General features: G+C 57.3%; 16 protein-coding genes and 1 tRNA gene. 12 read left to right on the forward strand and 5 right to left on the reverse strand.

Features of this window, described 5'->3' with window-relative positions; translation table 11 throughout:
* Positions 1-38: 38 nt before the first annotated feature.
* The 3 genes from QF629_01670 to QF629_01680 all read right to left on the reverse strand — a co-directional run bounded on the left by QF629_01670 (position 39) and on the right by QF629_01680 (position 2226).
* Positions 39-548 (reverse strand): cytochrome c, encoded by a 510-nt coding sequence (locus QF629_01670; GenBank protein ID MDP6012244.1) that lies wholly within the window; start codon positions 546-548, stop codon positions 39-41.
* Between the two features lies 1 nt (position 549).
* Positions 550-777, reverse strand: a complete 228-nt coding sequence (locus tag QF629_01675; protein ID MDP6012245.1) for a hypothetical protein — start codon at positions 775-777, stop codon at positions 550-552.
* A 174-nt stretch (positions 778-951) separates the two neighbouring features.
* A complete protein-coding gene (locus QF629_01680; protein ID MDP6012246.1) occupies positions 952-2226 on the reverse strand; it encodes a BTAD domain-containing putative transcriptional regulator in 1275 nt (424 codons plus the stop codon).
* Positions 2227-2615: 389 nt separating this feature from the next.
* On the opposite strand from QF629_01680, the gene QF629_01685 reads away from it, so the two are divergent.
* Positions 2616-3059 (forward strand): hemerythrin domain-containing protein, encoded by a 444-nt coding sequence (locus tag QF629_01685; GenBank protein MDP6012247.1) that lies wholly within the window; start codon positions 2616-2618, stop codon positions 3057-3059.
* A 221-nt stretch (positions 3060-3280) separates the two neighbouring features.
* On the opposite strand, the gene QF629_01690 is transcribed toward QF629_01685, so the two are convergent.
* The gene (locus QF629_01690) at positions 3281-4246 is read right to left on the reverse strand and encodes a hydroxyacid dehydrogenase (GenBank protein ID MDP6012248.1); all 966 of its coding nucleotides are present in this window, start codon (positions 4244-4246) and stop codon (positions 3281-3283) included.
* Between the two features lie 480 nt (positions 4247-4726).
* A complete protein-coding gene (locus QF629_01695; GenBank protein ID MDP6012249.1) occupies positions 4727-4864 on the reverse strand; it encodes a hypothetical protein in 138 nt (45 codons plus the stop codon).
* A gap of 89 nt (positions 4865-4953) precedes the next feature.
* Between QF629_01695 and QF629_01700 the strand changes: the two genes are divergently transcribed.
* From QF629_01700 to QF629_01750, 11 genes are all read left to right on the forward strand, one after another.
* Positions 4954-5043: transfer RNA gene (locus QF629_01700), tRNA-Ser, on the forward strand.
* 268 nt (positions 5044-5311) lie between these two features.
* The gene (locus QF629_01705) at positions 5312-7036 is read left to right on the forward strand and encodes a PQQ-dependent dehydrogenase, methanol/ethanol family (GenBank protein ID MDP6012250.1); all 1725 of its coding nucleotides are present in this window, start codon (positions 5312-5314) and stop codon (positions 7034-7036) included.
* A gap of 264 nt (positions 7037-7300) precedes the next feature.
* The gene (locus QF629_01710; GenBank protein MDP6012251.1) at positions 7301-7600 is read left to right on the forward strand and encodes a c-type cytochrome; all 300 of its coding nucleotides are present in this window, start codon (positions 7301-7303) and stop codon (positions 7598-7600) included.
* Positions 7601-7639: 39 nt separating this feature from the next.
* Positions 7640-8644: a MoxR family ATPase gene (locus tag QF629_01715; protein ID MDP6012252.1), complete on the forward strand. Its 1005-nt coding sequence runs from the start codon at positions 7640-7642 to the stop codon at positions 8642-8644.
* 138 nt (positions 8645-8782) lie between these two features.
* The gene (locus QF629_01720) at positions 8783-9577 is read left to right on the forward strand and encodes a DUF58 domain-containing protein (GenBank protein ID MDP6012253.1); all 795 of its coding nucleotides are present in this window, start codon (positions 8783-8785) and stop codon (positions 9575-9577) included.
* The gene (locus QF629_01725) at positions 9574-9945 is read left to right on the forward strand and encodes a DUF4381 family protein (protein MDP6012254.1); all 372 of its coding nucleotides are present in this window, start codon (positions 9574-9576) and stop codon (positions 9943-9945) included. The genes QF629_01720 and QF629_01725 overlap by 4 nt, the downstream gene beginning before the upstream one ends.
* The gene (locus tag QF629_01730) at positions 9942-10880 is read left to right on the forward strand and encodes a VWA domain-containing protein (GenBank protein MDP6012255.1); all 939 of its coding nucleotides are present in this window, start codon (positions 9942-9944) and stop codon (positions 10878-10880) included. Before QF629_01725 ends, QF629_01730 begins: the two co-directional genes overlap by 4 nt.
* Entirely contained in the window at positions 10877-11734 is an 858-nt protein-coding gene (locus QF629_01735) for a hypothetical protein (GenBank protein MDP6012256.1), read from the forward strand. The genes QF629_01730 and QF629_01735 overlap by 4 nt, the downstream gene beginning before the upstream one ends.
* Positions 11731-12540, forward strand: a complete 810-nt coding sequence (locus QF629_01740; GenBank protein ID MDP6012257.1) for a tetratricopeptide repeat protein — start codon at positions 11731-11733, stop codon at positions 12538-12540. Before QF629_01735 ends, QF629_01740 begins: the two co-directional genes overlap by 4 nt.
* Positions 12540-13865, forward strand: coding sequence for a hypothetical protein (locus QF629_01745; protein ID MDP6012258.1), 1326 nt, complete (start codon positions 12540-12542; stop codon positions 13863-13865). Before QF629_01740 ends, QF629_01745 begins: the two co-directional genes overlap by 1 nt.
* A 463-nt stretch (positions 13866-14328) precedes the next feature.
* Positions 14329-14568, forward strand: a complete 240-nt coding sequence (locus QF629_01750; GenBank protein ID MDP6012259.1) for a hypothetical protein — start codon at positions 14329-14331, stop codon at positions 14566-14568.
* Positions 14569-14571: the final 3 nt, after the last annotated feature.

The following is a 14571-nucleotide window of genomic DNA, read 5'->3' on the forward strand; positions in this document are numbered from 1 at the left end:
ACCTTTTGATTCACTTTCGGTTTTTCTGACTCTTTAAATTATCTTACGTCTACTTTCTTTTTCTTACTTACTATAAACCCTACAAAAGTTAGTCCGAGCAATAGCGCTATGCTTATGGCCAGTGTAGGAACATATTGATGGGGAAGGCCAACCGTCACTACAGTTTGCTGTTCCGTGCTCTTTAAATAAGTGATGACTGCGGCCACTTGCTCATCTGTTAGCGGAAGCTGTGGCATCGGCATATCGTCAGCTTCCTGCAACAACTGCATCGCGATCGGGTCGTTTTCAGCGATCAGCGCCTCAGGGTCCTTGATCTGTCGCTCGAGCCAAGCAGCTTCCCGGCGTGACGTCACGCCTTTCAGATCAGGTCCTATCAATTTACCTTCGCCAATCGTGTGGCACATTGTGCAAAATTCGGCGAAAACTTCCTCGCCGTCCTCTGCCGCCTCGCCATGATTGATCGACCCCGCCCAAGCGGCAATCATCAGGATGCCTAACGTAGGAATCCACCATCTGCCTGATAATCCAACACTCATTTTCGCCAACATTTCAATTCGCCGAGTCGATCGGCTCTGTTTTTGCCAAACCCACATTCCCCGGACCGACAACGCCGCTCACCCGCTCTAGGAACTCGTTCAATTCCACCAGATGCTGGAAATAGGCCTCCTGCCCCCCCTGAACGTGGCGGATGTGTCCCCGCCATATCGGTTCGCCGTTGGTTTCGCGTTCAAGGCGAATCCGAGCCACAAAAGAAATCTGTCCTCGTTGTTTAGGCATTCAGAACCGACTCACACAGATTACAGTGGAGTGCGTAACATCCCCCGGTAACACACCAGTAACAGCCAGCTGATGCGCGGCCCGAAACAGTGCCCGCCAATAGCTGGCAACGGCCATGGCCTGAAATACTGGAACGTGATGACGCGTTCGCCGGGGTCGGCCCTATTGGGCTACCTAGCCAGGCTTGGTCGCTGAGACAGAGCCCTTTCCGGCAATGATCTGGCGGTAGAGCTTCTGCGTCTCAGGCATCGGCTCAACACCAAGCTCAGTGGCCAGAATCTGCCGGCAGTGGTGGTATTGGGCACGTGCCGAATCGATGTGGCCGAGAAAAGCGAGATATTCCATGAGCGCGCGATGAATGCCTTCGCGACACGGATCGACCACCAGGATAGCGCGGCACACGCCCACCGCCTCGGCGTATTGGCCAAGCTTGACGTGGCATTCCGCCATGTCGGCCGACATTTCCAAGTGAACCTCTCGGAAACGTTCACGCTCCTCGGCACACCAGTCGGCATGAATATCCTCTTCCATGTAGTCGCCGCGATAGAGGCGTTGCGCCTCGCTGAAATGATTTAGCGCCATTTCCCAGCGCTGCCGGTCTCGACAGCCGACACCCTTGGTAATACATGCTTCATAGGCCTGGGAATCGAGCCAGATGGCCTCGCGACGAAGCAAATACGCCTTGCCTGTGGTCTCCACGATTTCCTCGTGGATGCCGGCGGCTCGCAACTCGCGTCGCAAGGAATATACGGTGACTTTGAGGCGCTTCCAGCCGGTGCCCTCGTCGGTTTCAGGCCACAGCACATCGATTAGAATCTCGCGTGGCAGCGCTCGACCCGCGTTAGCAACCAGGAGCTTCAGGAGGGTCAGAGCCTGTTTGCGCTGCCAATCCTCCACTTTGAGACCGCGGGCTCCGGTGCTGAGGCGGAACCGGCCGAAGGTGAAAATCTGCAACCGGGTGTCAGCCAACGGCCGTTCGCTCTTATCCTTGCCGTTGTGCAAGAATATGGTTGCAATCCCTGTGAGTTCATCGTCGCTTCGTACCCGCCTCGCCGTGACCACCGAGGTAATGTCCAATGGTACCCAATGATGGTCCTTATGACGCGCCCGGCAGGACACCGCCTCGAACGGCTGAAATTGCCTGAAGCAACGGAGCCCCTCACAATCGGGGACGCAGAGTGGCTCGCCATCGGGCAAAACGGCTCGCAGCACATCGGAGCAAGGCTTGCCAATGACTTCACGACGCGTGTGGCCCAAAAGCCGCCGCACCCGGAAATTCCAGGCCACAATCCTCTGATTACCGTCAATGGCAAAGGCGCCATCTGACGCACTATCGACCAAGTAACGAGCATCCATCACGATGATGCCCCCAACCACCAACCAACTACGCGCGCAAACCCAATCGAGCCAAACTAGCGCGAACAGACCCCACGGCGTTCGAAGCAGCATACGCAACTCGCCGCTTTAGTCTTTGATCGAGATTAGTCTTGCGGTCACGGACCACGTCACCGCCAATCGATTTCCTGTAGCGATTGTTGGCGCCACGCTTGGCGCACCCATGGACGCGGGATGCGGTCCAAGCTTCCAATTATTACGCCGAAGCCGGAACGGACTGCTAATAACGATATGACAATATGCAGTTTTGACATGCTTTGGTTGCACTCGATCAAGGCGCGAACCCTACTGGGAAACCTGACTTTCAGAAAGGCTCCACAAGGTCTCGATGCTCGGTATACTGCCTTTATATATTTACAATTTCGTGCGATATTTTTTTTGGACAACTCGCGGAAAACTAGCTGTGTTTGTGCTGCGGGTTCACCGGTGTTAGGAGGTTCGGCGTGAACTTGATTGACGCACTTCTAGGCGAACATGGCGCGTTCAGCGTGTTGTTCGATACTATCGAGAAGGTGGCCAAAACAGACGGGGAATTAGCACAAATCGAGAGTGCGACAACGATTTTGACAGCCGAGTTGCTGTCGCATGCCAAATTTGAGGAAAAATCGCTTTTCCCTGCCCTCAATCCACACTTGGCAGATGGCAATATAATTACTGATTTATACGCAGAACACCAAGCGATTCGGGATGGGCTGGAACAGATACAAGACGCGCTAGACCTCCGCGGAGCGGTGGATGCCACGCAGCAAACCTTACTGATCGCGCGCAAGCACTTTCGAAAAGAGGAAGAAATTCTTTACGTCACAGCCCGTCGGGTTCTGGACGATGATGCACAATCCCGTCTCGCCGAGACATGGGCGGCCGCTCGGTCTGTGAACATCAGCTAATACCAAATTTGGATCCATTCAAAAATCTATTTTCGTACCCATAATGATGAGCGAATTTAGAGCATGCTTTTTGAAAAGACGATTCTCAAGCGACGACTCGGCGACGAGTTCCTTCATGTCGCGCATCTCCCAACGGACAAGCAAGCGCAAGACAGAGTTCGCCTATTGCCGCGACCTCGAAGGCCACAAGCCTGTCTTTTTTTACATGTCCAGATGAGGCTCTATAGCACGTCCTTGTTGATGACGTTGGCAGGGTCCAGCGCGCCGTCGAAGCAGTCGGCGACATTCTTGGCGGCCCAATAACCCATGCGGTAGATAGACTCTTCCGAGACGCCTGCCGAATGGGGACTGACTAGGATGTTGGGGGCGTGAAAGAGTGGATTGTCGGGCGTTGCCGGCTCGACCACGAAAGGATCGATGCCAGCGCCGGCGATGGTTCCGGCCTCGAGCGCCTCTACCAACGCCGCCTCATCGATGATGCCGCCGCGCGCCGTATTGACCGCATAGGCGGTCTTCTTCATAGCGCGAAGTTCAAGGCCTGAGACCATGCCCGTGGTCTCCTCGTTCTTGGGGCAGTTGACGGAGAGAAAATCCACATCTGGCAGCGCCGCATGCCAGTCCTCGACGGGGATGGCGCCGGCGGTGGCGATGGCATCCTGGATGACATAGGGGTCGTGCACCAGCACCCGCATATCCATGCCCAAACAGCGCTTGACCAGGCGTCGGCCGATGCGCCCGAAGCCGAGGATCAGCACCGTACGCTCGGCTAGGTCTATCGGTGGTGCGTCGAAACGGATGCCCCAGTTGCCCTCACGCACCTCGCGGTCGTAGGCCACCGTGTGCTTGGCCAACGCCAGCATGAACATCAAGGCATGCTCGGCAACAGTGACCGAATTGGCGGTGCCGGCGATAGCCAACGGAATGCCGGCGCGACTCAGCGCCTCGACATCTACCGCGTCATAGCCGACGCCGAAGCGCGAGACGATCTTGAGCTTTGATGTCGCCTCGACGATGCGCGCGCTGAACGGAGCGATGCCGAGAATAGCACCATCGTAATTGCCGATATGCTGCACCAAATTGTCTTCAGACAGTTCTGTAAACACGTCACATTCGATATCGTCACGCCCCGCAAACACCGCCTCGATCCCTGCTGAGACCCGCATCTGCACCATCACCCGCTTCATCATTCCCGTCGCTCCTATAAGGCTGAAAGTCGAGCCTAAAACCTAGTGCATGTCAGGCGATACGCGAACCCTTTCTCAGTCCGGTGACTTCCTCTAAGCAATTGGTCCTCCCCCACTGAGTTATTCCATGTCTTATCATTAGGAATTGGAGAGGAATCAATCATGAGGCCGTATATTTTGTGACCCCAGACGTAAGTTCACTCACCTTATTTCCCGATTGTCTTCACGAAAAAATAGGCCCCGCAAACAAGCGGGGCCAAAACGGTATGTTGTTTGAATGACGCAATTCACCCTCTGCACCAAAGGGCCATGAGTAGAGCGCCACCTTTGTGTGCGTCTAGTCGGGTCAGTACTCGCCTTCATCCACGCACTCGTTGTAGTTGGCAATCGGATCGGACCGACAGGACGAACTTTCGACCGCCGGCGGGGGCACCCTTGGCAGCCTCGCTGAGCCTCACACGCGATGTCGGCGTGGCCGTGTTTCTACCCCGCTAGAACAGCGAGGCCGTGCAGTGACAGCTCGATGAGATCGCCTCCCAGGTCAGCCAAGGCGCGTTCGCCGTGGTCCTTCTCGATCAGCCCTCGATCATCATGTCCATCAGCACCAACAAATGGGCTCATAGGTCTGGCCAATGCAAAATAGGCATTAGAGAGTAAATATTAGAGAGCATCGCCCAAAGCCAGCGCCTGTGCTATCTCCTGATACATTCGGATGGGTGGCCGAGTGGTTGAAGGCACCGGTCTTGAAAACCGGCAGACGTGCAAGCGTCTCGTGGGTTCGAATCCCACCCCATCCGCCAGCCTTTCTTTTAACATGATAATTTAGCTATAATACTTTGAAACAAATGATATTTCGTACTTTTATAATGCAAAGCTATTATGCCTACAGATGATGGGATCAAACGGTAGACAGAATTATTTTTATAGATTTTAGTCAATTATTTAGGGCCGAGACCTTACTCGTTGCCTGACACAAACTCTCTCTGTCACCCACCGTCGTTGACATTCAACTTTCTCTGTGACACGCAACTAGCCTAAGAGGTGGTGTTAACTGTTGGGAGGAATCCAATGAAGGTTTCTACAAATTTTAAGGGAGGTCGACTTGGCGTCCCAGGCTTAGCGTTGGCGGTTGCTGTATCGCTTGCGGCTTCTTCCGCGCACGCGGGAGCCGGCAAGGAATGGACGGTGTTCGGCGGCGACTCGGCAAATACTCGGTACAGTACCTTGGATCAGGTCAACACCGGGAATGTCACTAATTTGAAAGTTGCGTGGATGCATTCCATGGGAAGCGTGCTTTCCCAGGAAACGGCACCCTTGATCATCGATGGTGTCATGTATCTCAGCACGTCTTCGGGACCGGCCTACGTCTTCGCGATAGATGCCGCGACGGGCGACACTCTTTGGGCGCATCAGCCCGATATGCCATCCGACTATCATTCCGTCGTCTGCTGCGGTGAGGCCAACCGCGGTGTGGCCTACGCGAACGGACGCATCTTCTTCGGCCGTCTCGACGCCATGCTGGTTGCCCTAGACGCCAAAACCGGCGAGCAACAATGGCAGACTGAGGTCCGTCCCTATGCAGACGGTTTCTCGCTGACTTCTCCGCCCATCATCGTCGGAGACAAAGTGATCACCGGCCATTCCGGTGGCGAGTATGGCGTGCGCGGTTCGATCCAGGCCTATGACCAGGCCACGGGCGAACTGATCTGGCGCACTTACACCATTCCCGGTCCGGGCGAGCCTGGTAACGACACCTGGAAGGGTGACTCGTGGCAGACTGGCGGCGGCACGGCTTGGTTGTATGGCTCCTACGACGCCGATCTCAACCTGATTTACTTCGGCACCTCCAATGCTGCCCCTTGGGGCGGTCAAAACCGTGGTAACGACTCGTCTGACATCGGGCAATACACCAACGAGGGCAGCGCGTCACAGCTGGCGCTCGATCCCGACACCGGCAAACTCGTTTGGGCCTATCAGATGACCCCGCATGACGTGTGGGATTATGACGGCGTGAACGAAGCGGTTCTAGTGGACCTTAATATTGGCGGCGGCAACGTTCCTGCGTTGCTCAAAGCTGATCGCAACGGGTTCTTTTACGTTATGAATCGCGCGAATGGTGATCTGGTTTCGGCCGAGCCGCTCTCGTACATCAACTGGGCATCGAAGGTCGACAAAGAAACCGGACGGCCGGTGGAGAACCCGACAATGGAATTCCGGCCTCAGCTCGACAAATGGGCGCGCGGCATTTGCCCCAACCTTATCGGTGGCAAGAACTGGATGCCCATGTCCTACAGCGAGCAAACCGGACTAGTGTACGTGCCGACCTTTAATCTGTGCATGGACATGGTCAATCGCGAGCAAGAGTTCGTCAAAGGTTCCTTCTACTTGGCCCAGGAGTTCGATCTTGCGATCGCAACACCTGGCATGGAAAACGCGTTGGGCGAGTACAAGGCTTGGGATCCGGTGAACCAAAAGCTGGTGTGGAGCATCAAGGAAGAGCTTCCTTTCCTTGGCGGCGCTTTGACCACCGCCGGTGGGTTGCTGTTCTATGGCAATCAGGCTGGTATCCTAAAGGCCGTCGATGCCTCCAGCGGAAACATACTTTGGAGCTTCAAAGCTGACTCTGGTATCAGCGCCCCACCGGTCACCTACGAGTTGGGTGGCAAGCAGTATGTTTCGATTGTCACAGGCCGCCTTGTGGGTCCGCCGTCGTTCTTTGGCGATCTGGGTCAGCGCGTGATTGACGCATCACCTCCAGGTGGCACTCTGATCACCTTTGAGCTTGGTGGCTGATCAGCGTAATCCTGAGTTTGGTAGCTAATCGGCATAGTCCGGCGCGCATCGCGCGCGCCGGACGCTGACCGGCCCGCTACCGCATATAATCGCGGGGGTCCGGACCAATCCGGTTCGGCTCCCGCTTTTGCTTTTGCAATGAGCCTTGGTGCCTTATGCTCTCGGGCGACCGATATCCACAAGCCAACAAACGCCAAAGACATGAAGACATTATCAAAATTTGCTACAGCGCTAGCCGTGACTCTTTGCCTTACCGGAGCGGCAATGGCGGATGCCGAAACGCCTCCGGTCAACCCCTTCTCGGGGGATGAGAAAATCATTTCCGAGGGGAGGACACTGTTCAACATTCATTGTTCCCATTGCCATGGCCCCAATGCGGCACAAGGCGAGCGTCCGCGTGATCTTCGGCGCCTTACCTTGCGCTACAGAGAGAATATTACTCAGATTTTTCTGACTACGGCCATGAATGGCAGACCCGATAAGGGCATGCCGCCATGGAAAGAGATCCTCGAAGAGGAGGCCTTGTGGAAGGTTTTCACCTTTCTCGAAACCGTTCAGAAATAACACTGTCGGCGACAATACGCGGGTCAGGATCACTCAAACGTGATGGATCAGGAAACGAGCCACGAGGGAGGTGTGCACCCTAGCGAGCAGCAGCAAACCTTTGCCACGCTTCGAAAGTATCTTGAGGGCGGCATGGTCGGGCAATCACGAACAGTGCTTAACCTAATGATTGCACTGCTTTCCGACGGTCACGTTTTGCTTGAGGGCGCACCAGGACTCGCGAAGACGCGCGTGGCGAGACTACTCGCCAACTCGGTCGAAGGAATTTTCCACCGCATTCAGTTTACCCCCGACTTACTTCCATCCGACCTCACCGGGTCGATGATCTATGATCAGCGGGAGCACCGTTTCAATTTTCAGACCGGTCCGCTTTTCGGAAACTTTATCCTTGCCGACGAAATCAACCGTGCGCCCGCGAAGGTTCAATCTGCGTTGCTAGAAGCGATGGAGGAACGGCAGATAACCACTGGCAAGACAAGTCACCTCCTTGAGCAACCTTTCTTCGTTATCGCCACCCAGAATCCCATCGAGCATGAAGGCACCTGGGAGTTGCCCCAGGCGCAGCTTGACCGGTTTCTTCTGCATGTAGTGGTGGACTATCCCTTGAGCGACACTGAGCGGAACATTCTCGATCTTGCTATGCGTGAGGCTGCGACGGACGGCTTCCCGGCGCCCGAGCGCTTGATTGCCAAGAGCGAACTCGCCGAGGCGCGGAGCGAGGTTCTTGCGGTTCACGTTTCCGAGCCGGTGCGGGATTATGTGGTGCGCCTGGTCGCCGGCACGCGCGGTGACCCCGAACCATTGGAAGGCGTGGGTGAGCATTTGTCGCATCCGGTAAGCCCGCGTGGTTCTATTTGCCTTGTGCGCGCGTCGCAAGCACGGGCCTGGCTGGTTGGGCGTGATTATGTTGTGCCCGAGGACGTTGTTGACCTCGCGCCCGACGTATTGCGCCACCGTATCGGTTTGAGCTACCGCGCCGAGGCAGAAGGGGTGGAGCCCGGCGAGATTATCGACGCGCTGCTCGAACGCGTCCCCGTCGTCTAAACGGCTCGAACGGTGATAAGCCGGGCGCGATCACAACACCGAACCAATCCCTCCGCCTTGACGCTTGGCGAGCTTATCCCGGCGCAGGGGCGCCGCCATCGCGGACACCTGGCGCCGGGGCAACGGTTTCCCTCCGGGATGCGCCCTAGTCGACGCCGCGCGCAAGGTGTCGACTTAGATAGCATTGGCCCTTACGTGATTGGCGACGACCTTCGCTTCATGGATTGGCGCGCTACCGCGCGCACGGGACGCGCGCAAATGAAGCGGTTTGTTGCAGAATCTCACCTCGCAAGAATTCTGGTGGTTGATTTTCGACCGCCAATGGGGTTTGCAACGGACACCCACCCCATGGCAAAGACCGCTGCCCTCGTTGCCGCCGAACTCGCTTGGGAGGCGTTCAACCTCCAAGAGCCAATCGGCCTTTCAGTCGTGCCAGAGCGAGAGACGATCGAGCCTCGCCGCGGACGCGGTCAAGTCATTCGCGTACTCGATCACTTAGTGGCGCGCTACGCCACCATGAGCGCTGATGACCAAGACTCCGCCATGCCGGACAATGACGCCCTTGCCGCCGCGATCGATCGCGCCGCGGCGGTACTTCGCAAGGGGGACGAAATCACCGTGATCAGTGATTTCGGTGGGCCGCTCGACACAATCAAGTCCGTCGCGCGTCAGCTTGCAGGGAGCCGCACGATCCGCGCCGTGATCGTCGAAGACCCCATATATGACAACCCGATTTCTGCCGGGCGCTATCCCATACGCGTTGCCAGCGATGACGCTCGCGCCAGCGTAGTGGTGCCGCGTTCTGGCATCTCCCGGCAACACGACGTGGCGGAAACGCTGCGCACCGACCTCCGGCGTTCCCTGCGCCAGTCCGGCATCCACATCGTTGAGATTATCGGTGCCACGCTCTTATCGGAGGGGAACGGGCGATGACTCGCGACGAAATCATCACCCAGCTCCGTGACGTTCACCTACCACCGGGGGCAGGGTTCGAATTTGGATTTGCGATCGCCTCGTGGCCCCTGCTGACATACGCGCTAATTTGCGCAGTGATGTTCGTGGTCGCGCTGTGGCGCCGTGGCGCCTGGCGCCGCGAGGCCCGCTCACGGTTACGCGAGATCGAGGCGTTAGATAATACGGACCGGCGTTGGCGGCGCTTGCTTGATCTCGCGCTCGCCGTGACGCGCGCCAGCGGCTACCGCGATCCCCTGCCCGACGCGGCGTATCGCGCACCGGAAACCGTAGCCGACGAGGACGTTTCCATTCTCTCCGAGCATGTAAGACGAACGAGCCGGCGATGATCGAGTTCGTGCGCCCCTGGATCATTCTGCTTTTGCCGTTGCCGCTCTTGGCTTGGCGGTTCCTGCCACCAGTACCGGCGCGAGCCGTGCTTTTGGTACCCGAGGGGGTGCGCGCATTGCTCTTTGGACTCACCGCCGACGGGCGCGGCGCAGTTAGCGAATCTGGTCTGATACACTGGCTACGTGCGCTTGGCTGGGTCGCTGTTTTAGCTGCCTTCGCCGGCCCCTTCACCCGTGGCGCCATTTTGGAGCGCCCAACCGGACGGGACCTGGTCATCGCTATCGATCTCTCGTCGAGTATGGACGAAAGTGACATGTTGATCGAGGGACAACCCATGCCACGCTATCAGGTGGTTCGGGATTTGATAGGAAGATTTATCGCTGATCGGCGTGGAGACAGAGTGGGCTTGATGGCGTTCGGCCATGAGGCATTCATGATCGCACCTCTCACCTTCGACACAGAGGCGGTGGCGGAGCTGCTCGACGAGTTAATTATCGGCCTTCCCGGTCATCGAACTGATCTTGGCCGCGTGGTCGGGTTAACGGTTCAAATGCTTCGTGACCAGAAAAGCGCGACCCGCGTGTTGGTGATCCTATCCGACGGGGAAGACAATACCGGTGACCTCACAGGTCTCGATGCTGCGCGTCTCGCGGCATCTCACAACCTCCGCATCCACACCATCGGTATGTCTGCGAAGCTCGACGCCGATGGCGCTGCGATCCTCCGCACCATGGCAGATGTAACCGGCGGCACCTTCTACGTCGCAAGCTCCGCGACCGCCCTTGCCGAAATCACCGCTGAAATCGATACCGTGGAACCCTCCGCATTCGAGGGTGATACCGAACACTATATCCATGACTGGACCATAGTTCCGGTCGGGGTCGCATTACTTATTCTTACCGGACTATCGTTTTTAGGAATGCGTGAGGCATGATTCTAATTCACCCCCTCGCGCTGCTTTTGCTGCTTCCCGCCGTGGCCATGGTGACTTGGCACACGCGGCGCGGCGCGAGCAGGTTTTCCCGACTTCCTGGGGATTGGGAACGGCTGGTAACGCCACTGCTGCGCGGCATTGTGGCCCGTGGTGCATCGGAGGGAAAGGCGCCGCACCGTTTTGTGCTACTGGCACTTTGGACCCTGCTTGTCATCGCGATCGCGCGACCCGCCTGGCAAGTGGAGGCCGGAGGTGAATTCGCCAACATCGCCGGCAGGGTCATTGCCATCGACCTGGGCGGTGACGCGGATATTTACAGCCAACGGTTTGCCGCTAACACTTTGATTGAAGCCTTGCCGGATGTGCCCACTGCCATTGTGGTCGGAAGCGGTGACGCCTTCAACGTCGTGCCGCTCACAACCGATCGTTATTTTCTTAACCGCTATCTCAACGTGATTGCGCCCGACGTGATGCCGCTTGAAGGGCGGGCGCTGCCGGTGATCATGGCCCATGCTGAAGGAGTACTCACCCGCGCTGGAGTTTCAGCAGGTCAGGTGGTCTTGCTCACGGGCGGCGAGCCCCCAGCTCGAGGCGCATACATGCCGGTTCGTTGGTCGCGGGTGGTGGTCACTGATGATGACGCGCGCGACGACTGGTATGCCTATTCGCAATATCTCGCAGCTCAACTTGTAACCTATGACAGGCTCGGTCCTGCGACTGAGGATTTAGCGCGGCAAATCGATCGTGCGCGCCGCGACGGCGACCGCGCAGCGATCCACGATCTCACACCCTATGTGCTTGGATTGTCGGTCTTGCTTTGGCTCGCCCAGTTCCGTAGGAGGCGGTCGCAATGACCGCGCGGATTTTTCTGTTTCTCGCCGGCTTGGTGATCTCGGCGGGTCTGGCGTGGCTCTGGCCACGCATTCAAGACCCGCCCACCCCTCACGAAATAGCGCGCGGGCTTCTCGAAGACGGCCATCCCGAGGATGCCCTGATTCTTTTTGAGAACCGCACCTGGCGGGGCATCGCCGAATATCACGCTGGTCGCTTCGACCGTGCGATCGGCGAGTTCTTTCCGCCCGAATCTATTCTCGAACTCTACAACATGGGTACCGCGTTTGCGCAGCTTGAGAATTGGAATGCCGCGATTTCTAGTTTCGAACGTGTGTTGCGGCTCGATCCGGAGCATGCCGACGCGCGGCATAATCTGAACCTGGTCTCGCTTGCCGCCAAACTGACGGCGGACGAGGCGGTGCCCCCGAACGAGGATTCTCCGCTTCTTCAGGGCAAGGGGGATAATAACCAGCAGGACAGCGGAGCCCAATTGTCTGACCAGGCGGAACAGAAACCAAGCAGGTCAAACGATAGGAACGGACCCGGCCAGGCAAGCGATTCCTCCCTTGATGGAACCAGTGACGAGCCGGGCGACCTTGGCGAGTTAGCGGAAAGCCGACACACCGGGACCACGAATGCGGTAGGTGATCCTGGCGAGGACATGCAGGGGGCACTGCGCCAAGGTTCCGGCTCAGGGGAACTGAAGGCGCGTGAAAGTGCGCAAGCGGCCGAAATTCTTCTTCGCGAGATCACCGACGACCCTGACAAGGTTTTGCGGGTCCGTCTCTTCACAGCCCACGAGCGGCGCCAGGCGGGAAATCCGTGATGTTTCCAAGGGTTGGCATCATCGGTCTGACCGCGCTTTTTATTGTTGTTGCGGGGACGACGCGCGCGCAGCAAGTGGCAATTCCCGTCGTGCCACAACTTCGGGTCATTGTCGAGCCCAGTCACGTGCTCCAGGGCGGCGCCCACGTGCAGGGTCAAATTCGGCTTCGAGTACTGCTAGCATCTCCCGATCCGTTTGCCTCGATAGATTTTGTGATGCCAGAGATCACCGGGGCGAAGGTTGTCGATCTGTTCCCGCCAAAGACGCGCACCATCAATGTTTACGAGAAGGTGGGCTATGCCTATGAAACCCACCTCGCATTGTTTGCAGAATCCAGTGGTATACTAACCATACCTAAGATTTCCATATCCATTACCGTGACGACGCCAGAGGGAGAGCATCAACAGTTCGAGCTTTCGAACCCGGCGTTTGATATTCCGATTCATCCCATCGACCCGACGCTACAATCAAGCTGGTGGATGGTGGCGGATAAGGTTGAGATCAGCGAAAGCTGGACCCCGGAACCGGAGGCGTTCCGCGCTGGTGAAACCATCAAGCGCCATGTGTCGATCATTGCGCACGGGGTGAGCGTTGCCCAACTGCCGCATATCGAGCAAATTGCAAACCAAGGCTATGCCGTCGTCGGTGCGTCCCAAGACACCAAAACCTGGATTACCAAGGAGGGTCTGGTGGCGGAGGTTTCGCAAACTTGGGAAATGTGGCTTCAGGCGGAGGATGTGCTTTACATCAGCCCGATCTTGATTCGCTACTGGGACGCGGCAACGGACGTTCCTGCTGTCGCGCGGCTTCCGAGCAAGCGGGTCGAGCCCCTGCCGCGCGATCCTGAAGCATCGCGCCGCGCCTTGCTCGAAGAGGCCATGGCCGCGCATCGTGGGCGACGTCTCGGTGCGTTGGTGCTAATTGCCATACCTACTGTTGCTGGTTTTGTCCTGTTAACCATGCTTGCCTACGCGGCGCGGCGAACCCGGGCAGACAGCCAACTTTTATCAGAATGCCGAAACGAATTGTCCGTGGGCGAGAGCCTTGCGGCCATCCTGCGCTGGTCAGAATCAAGTTTCGGAGAACGCGGCGGGCACGCGATAACGGCCTTGGAAAAATATCTGGGTGGTTCGGTGACACAAGCGCTTGCAGACGCTCAGGCGACGGCGTTTGGCGCAGAAGAGCGGGGAATCGATTCACGTGAGGTATCACACATTCTGGTGCGCGCCGCGCGTGTTTCTCGAATATCGCAGGTTTGGGCTAAGCTCGCTGCGCCCTTTGTAACTATGTTCGCAGCGTCCCGTCTTGCCGCGCGTACTGAGTAATAGAATTAAGACCAAACATAGGCTTTTCAGTTCGGCGAAGCATTTCCCGCAGCCTTGCGTCTTCCCTAGGGTATGCATAGCCACATCCGAGGTTGGCGAGCGCGTCGGCAGCCTCAAGATAACGCTATCCGTGCATCGGCTAGCATGGGCTGGGCTGAGCTTCTGCGATCTCTGACGTGAACACGATGGAAAAACGTTTTAAACGCCGACGCCATAGACCCTATCCGCAGGGCGCAGAAAATTTCAGGTCCAATGGAGAAGCTGTAAAACTTCGCCATTGGCGGCCATGCTTTCGTGCCGGCGCCCATAGAGTTCGGCGAGTTAGGCGTACTATCGACGCCCACGCATATTTTTAGAGAATGAACTGTCATGGAGAAAGCCTAACCCGATGCGCCATCGTGGTTGTCATTGTGGAAATGCCGGGTTAGAGCTTTTCTGGACCGCTAACTTGGGAGCAAACACCATGGTCGATCCCATGCGCATGATCGGAGTCCTTCCGCCGGTCCTAGCCCTGTTCGACACCGGCCTCGCAGCGAACCTGAAGCGATTTGCAGACCATGTTTCCCGTCAGAAATACCAGCCGGTTGAGCGTGTCACGGGCGGCGAGGCAGCACCCGCCATCTTCAAGGTGATGGATCTTGTGGTGATTGCCAACGATAACAACGTGATACGGGACACGGGCCTGGAACAGGCGGCGGAGTAGGAC

This window comes from Alphaproteobacteria bacterium (genome assembly GCA_030739735.1).
Classification (GTDB): domain Bacteria; phylum Pseudomonadota; class Alphaproteobacteria; order UBA7887; family UBA7887; genus UBA7887.

Excerpts from the sequence above, each read along its gene's own strand:
- QF629_01730 (MDP6012255.1), top strand. The coding sequence starts at position 9,942 with ATGATCGAGTTCGTGCGCCCCTGGATCATTCTGCTTTTGCCGTTGCCG.
- QF629_01675 (MDP6012245.1), bottom strand. The coding sequence starts at position 777 with ATGCCTAAACAACGAGGACAGATTTCTTTTGTGGCTCGGATTCGCCTT.
- QF629_01725 (MDP6012254.1), top strand. The coding sequence starts at position 9,574 with ATGACTCGCGACGAAATCATCACCCAGCTCCGTGACGTTCACCTACCA.
- QF629_01720 (MDP6012253.1), top strand. The coding sequence starts at position 8,783 with ATGCGCCCTAGTCGACGCCGCGCGCAAGGTGTCGACTTAGATAGCATT.
- QF629_01740 (MDP6012257.1), top strand. The coding sequence starts at position 11,731 with ATGACCGCGCGGATTTTTCTGTTTCTCGCCGGCTTGGTGATCTCGGCG.
- QF629_01670 (MDP6012244.1), bottom strand. The coding sequence starts at position 548 with ATGTTGGCGAAAATGAGTGTTGGATTATCAGGCAGATGGTGGATTCCT.
- QF629_01745 (MDP6012258.1), top strand. The coding sequence starts at position 12,540 with ATGTTTCCAAGGGTTGGCATCATCGGTCTGACCGCGCTTTTTATTGTT.
- QF629_01680 (MDP6012246.1), bottom strand. The coding sequence starts at position 2,226 with ATGCTGCTTCGAACGCCGTGGGGTCTGTTCGCGCTAGTTTGGCTCGAT.
- QF629_01750 (MDP6012259.1), top strand. The coding sequence starts at position 14,329 with ATGGTCGATCCCATGCGCATGATCGGAGTCCTTCCGCCGGTCCTAGCC.
- QF629_01690 (MDP6012248.1), bottom strand. The coding sequence starts at position 4,246 with ATGATGAAGCGGGTGATGGTGCAGATGCGGGTCTCAGCAGGGATCGAG.
- QF629_01705 (MDP6012250.1), top strand. The coding sequence starts at position 5,312 with ATGAAGGTTTCTACAAATTTTAAGGGAGGTCGACTTGGCGTCCCAGGC.
- QF629_01710 (MDP6012251.1), top strand. The coding sequence starts at position 7,301 with ATGGCGGATGCCGAAACGCCTCCGGTCAACCCCTTCTCGGGGGATGAG.
- QF629_01735 (MDP6012256.1), top strand. The coding sequence starts at position 10,877 with ATGATTCTAATTCACCCCCTCGCGCTGCTTTTGCTGCTTCCCGCCGTG.
- QF629_01695 (MDP6012249.1), bottom strand. The coding sequence starts at position 4,864 with ATGAGCCCATTTGTTGGTGCTGATGGACATGATGATCGAGGGCTGATC.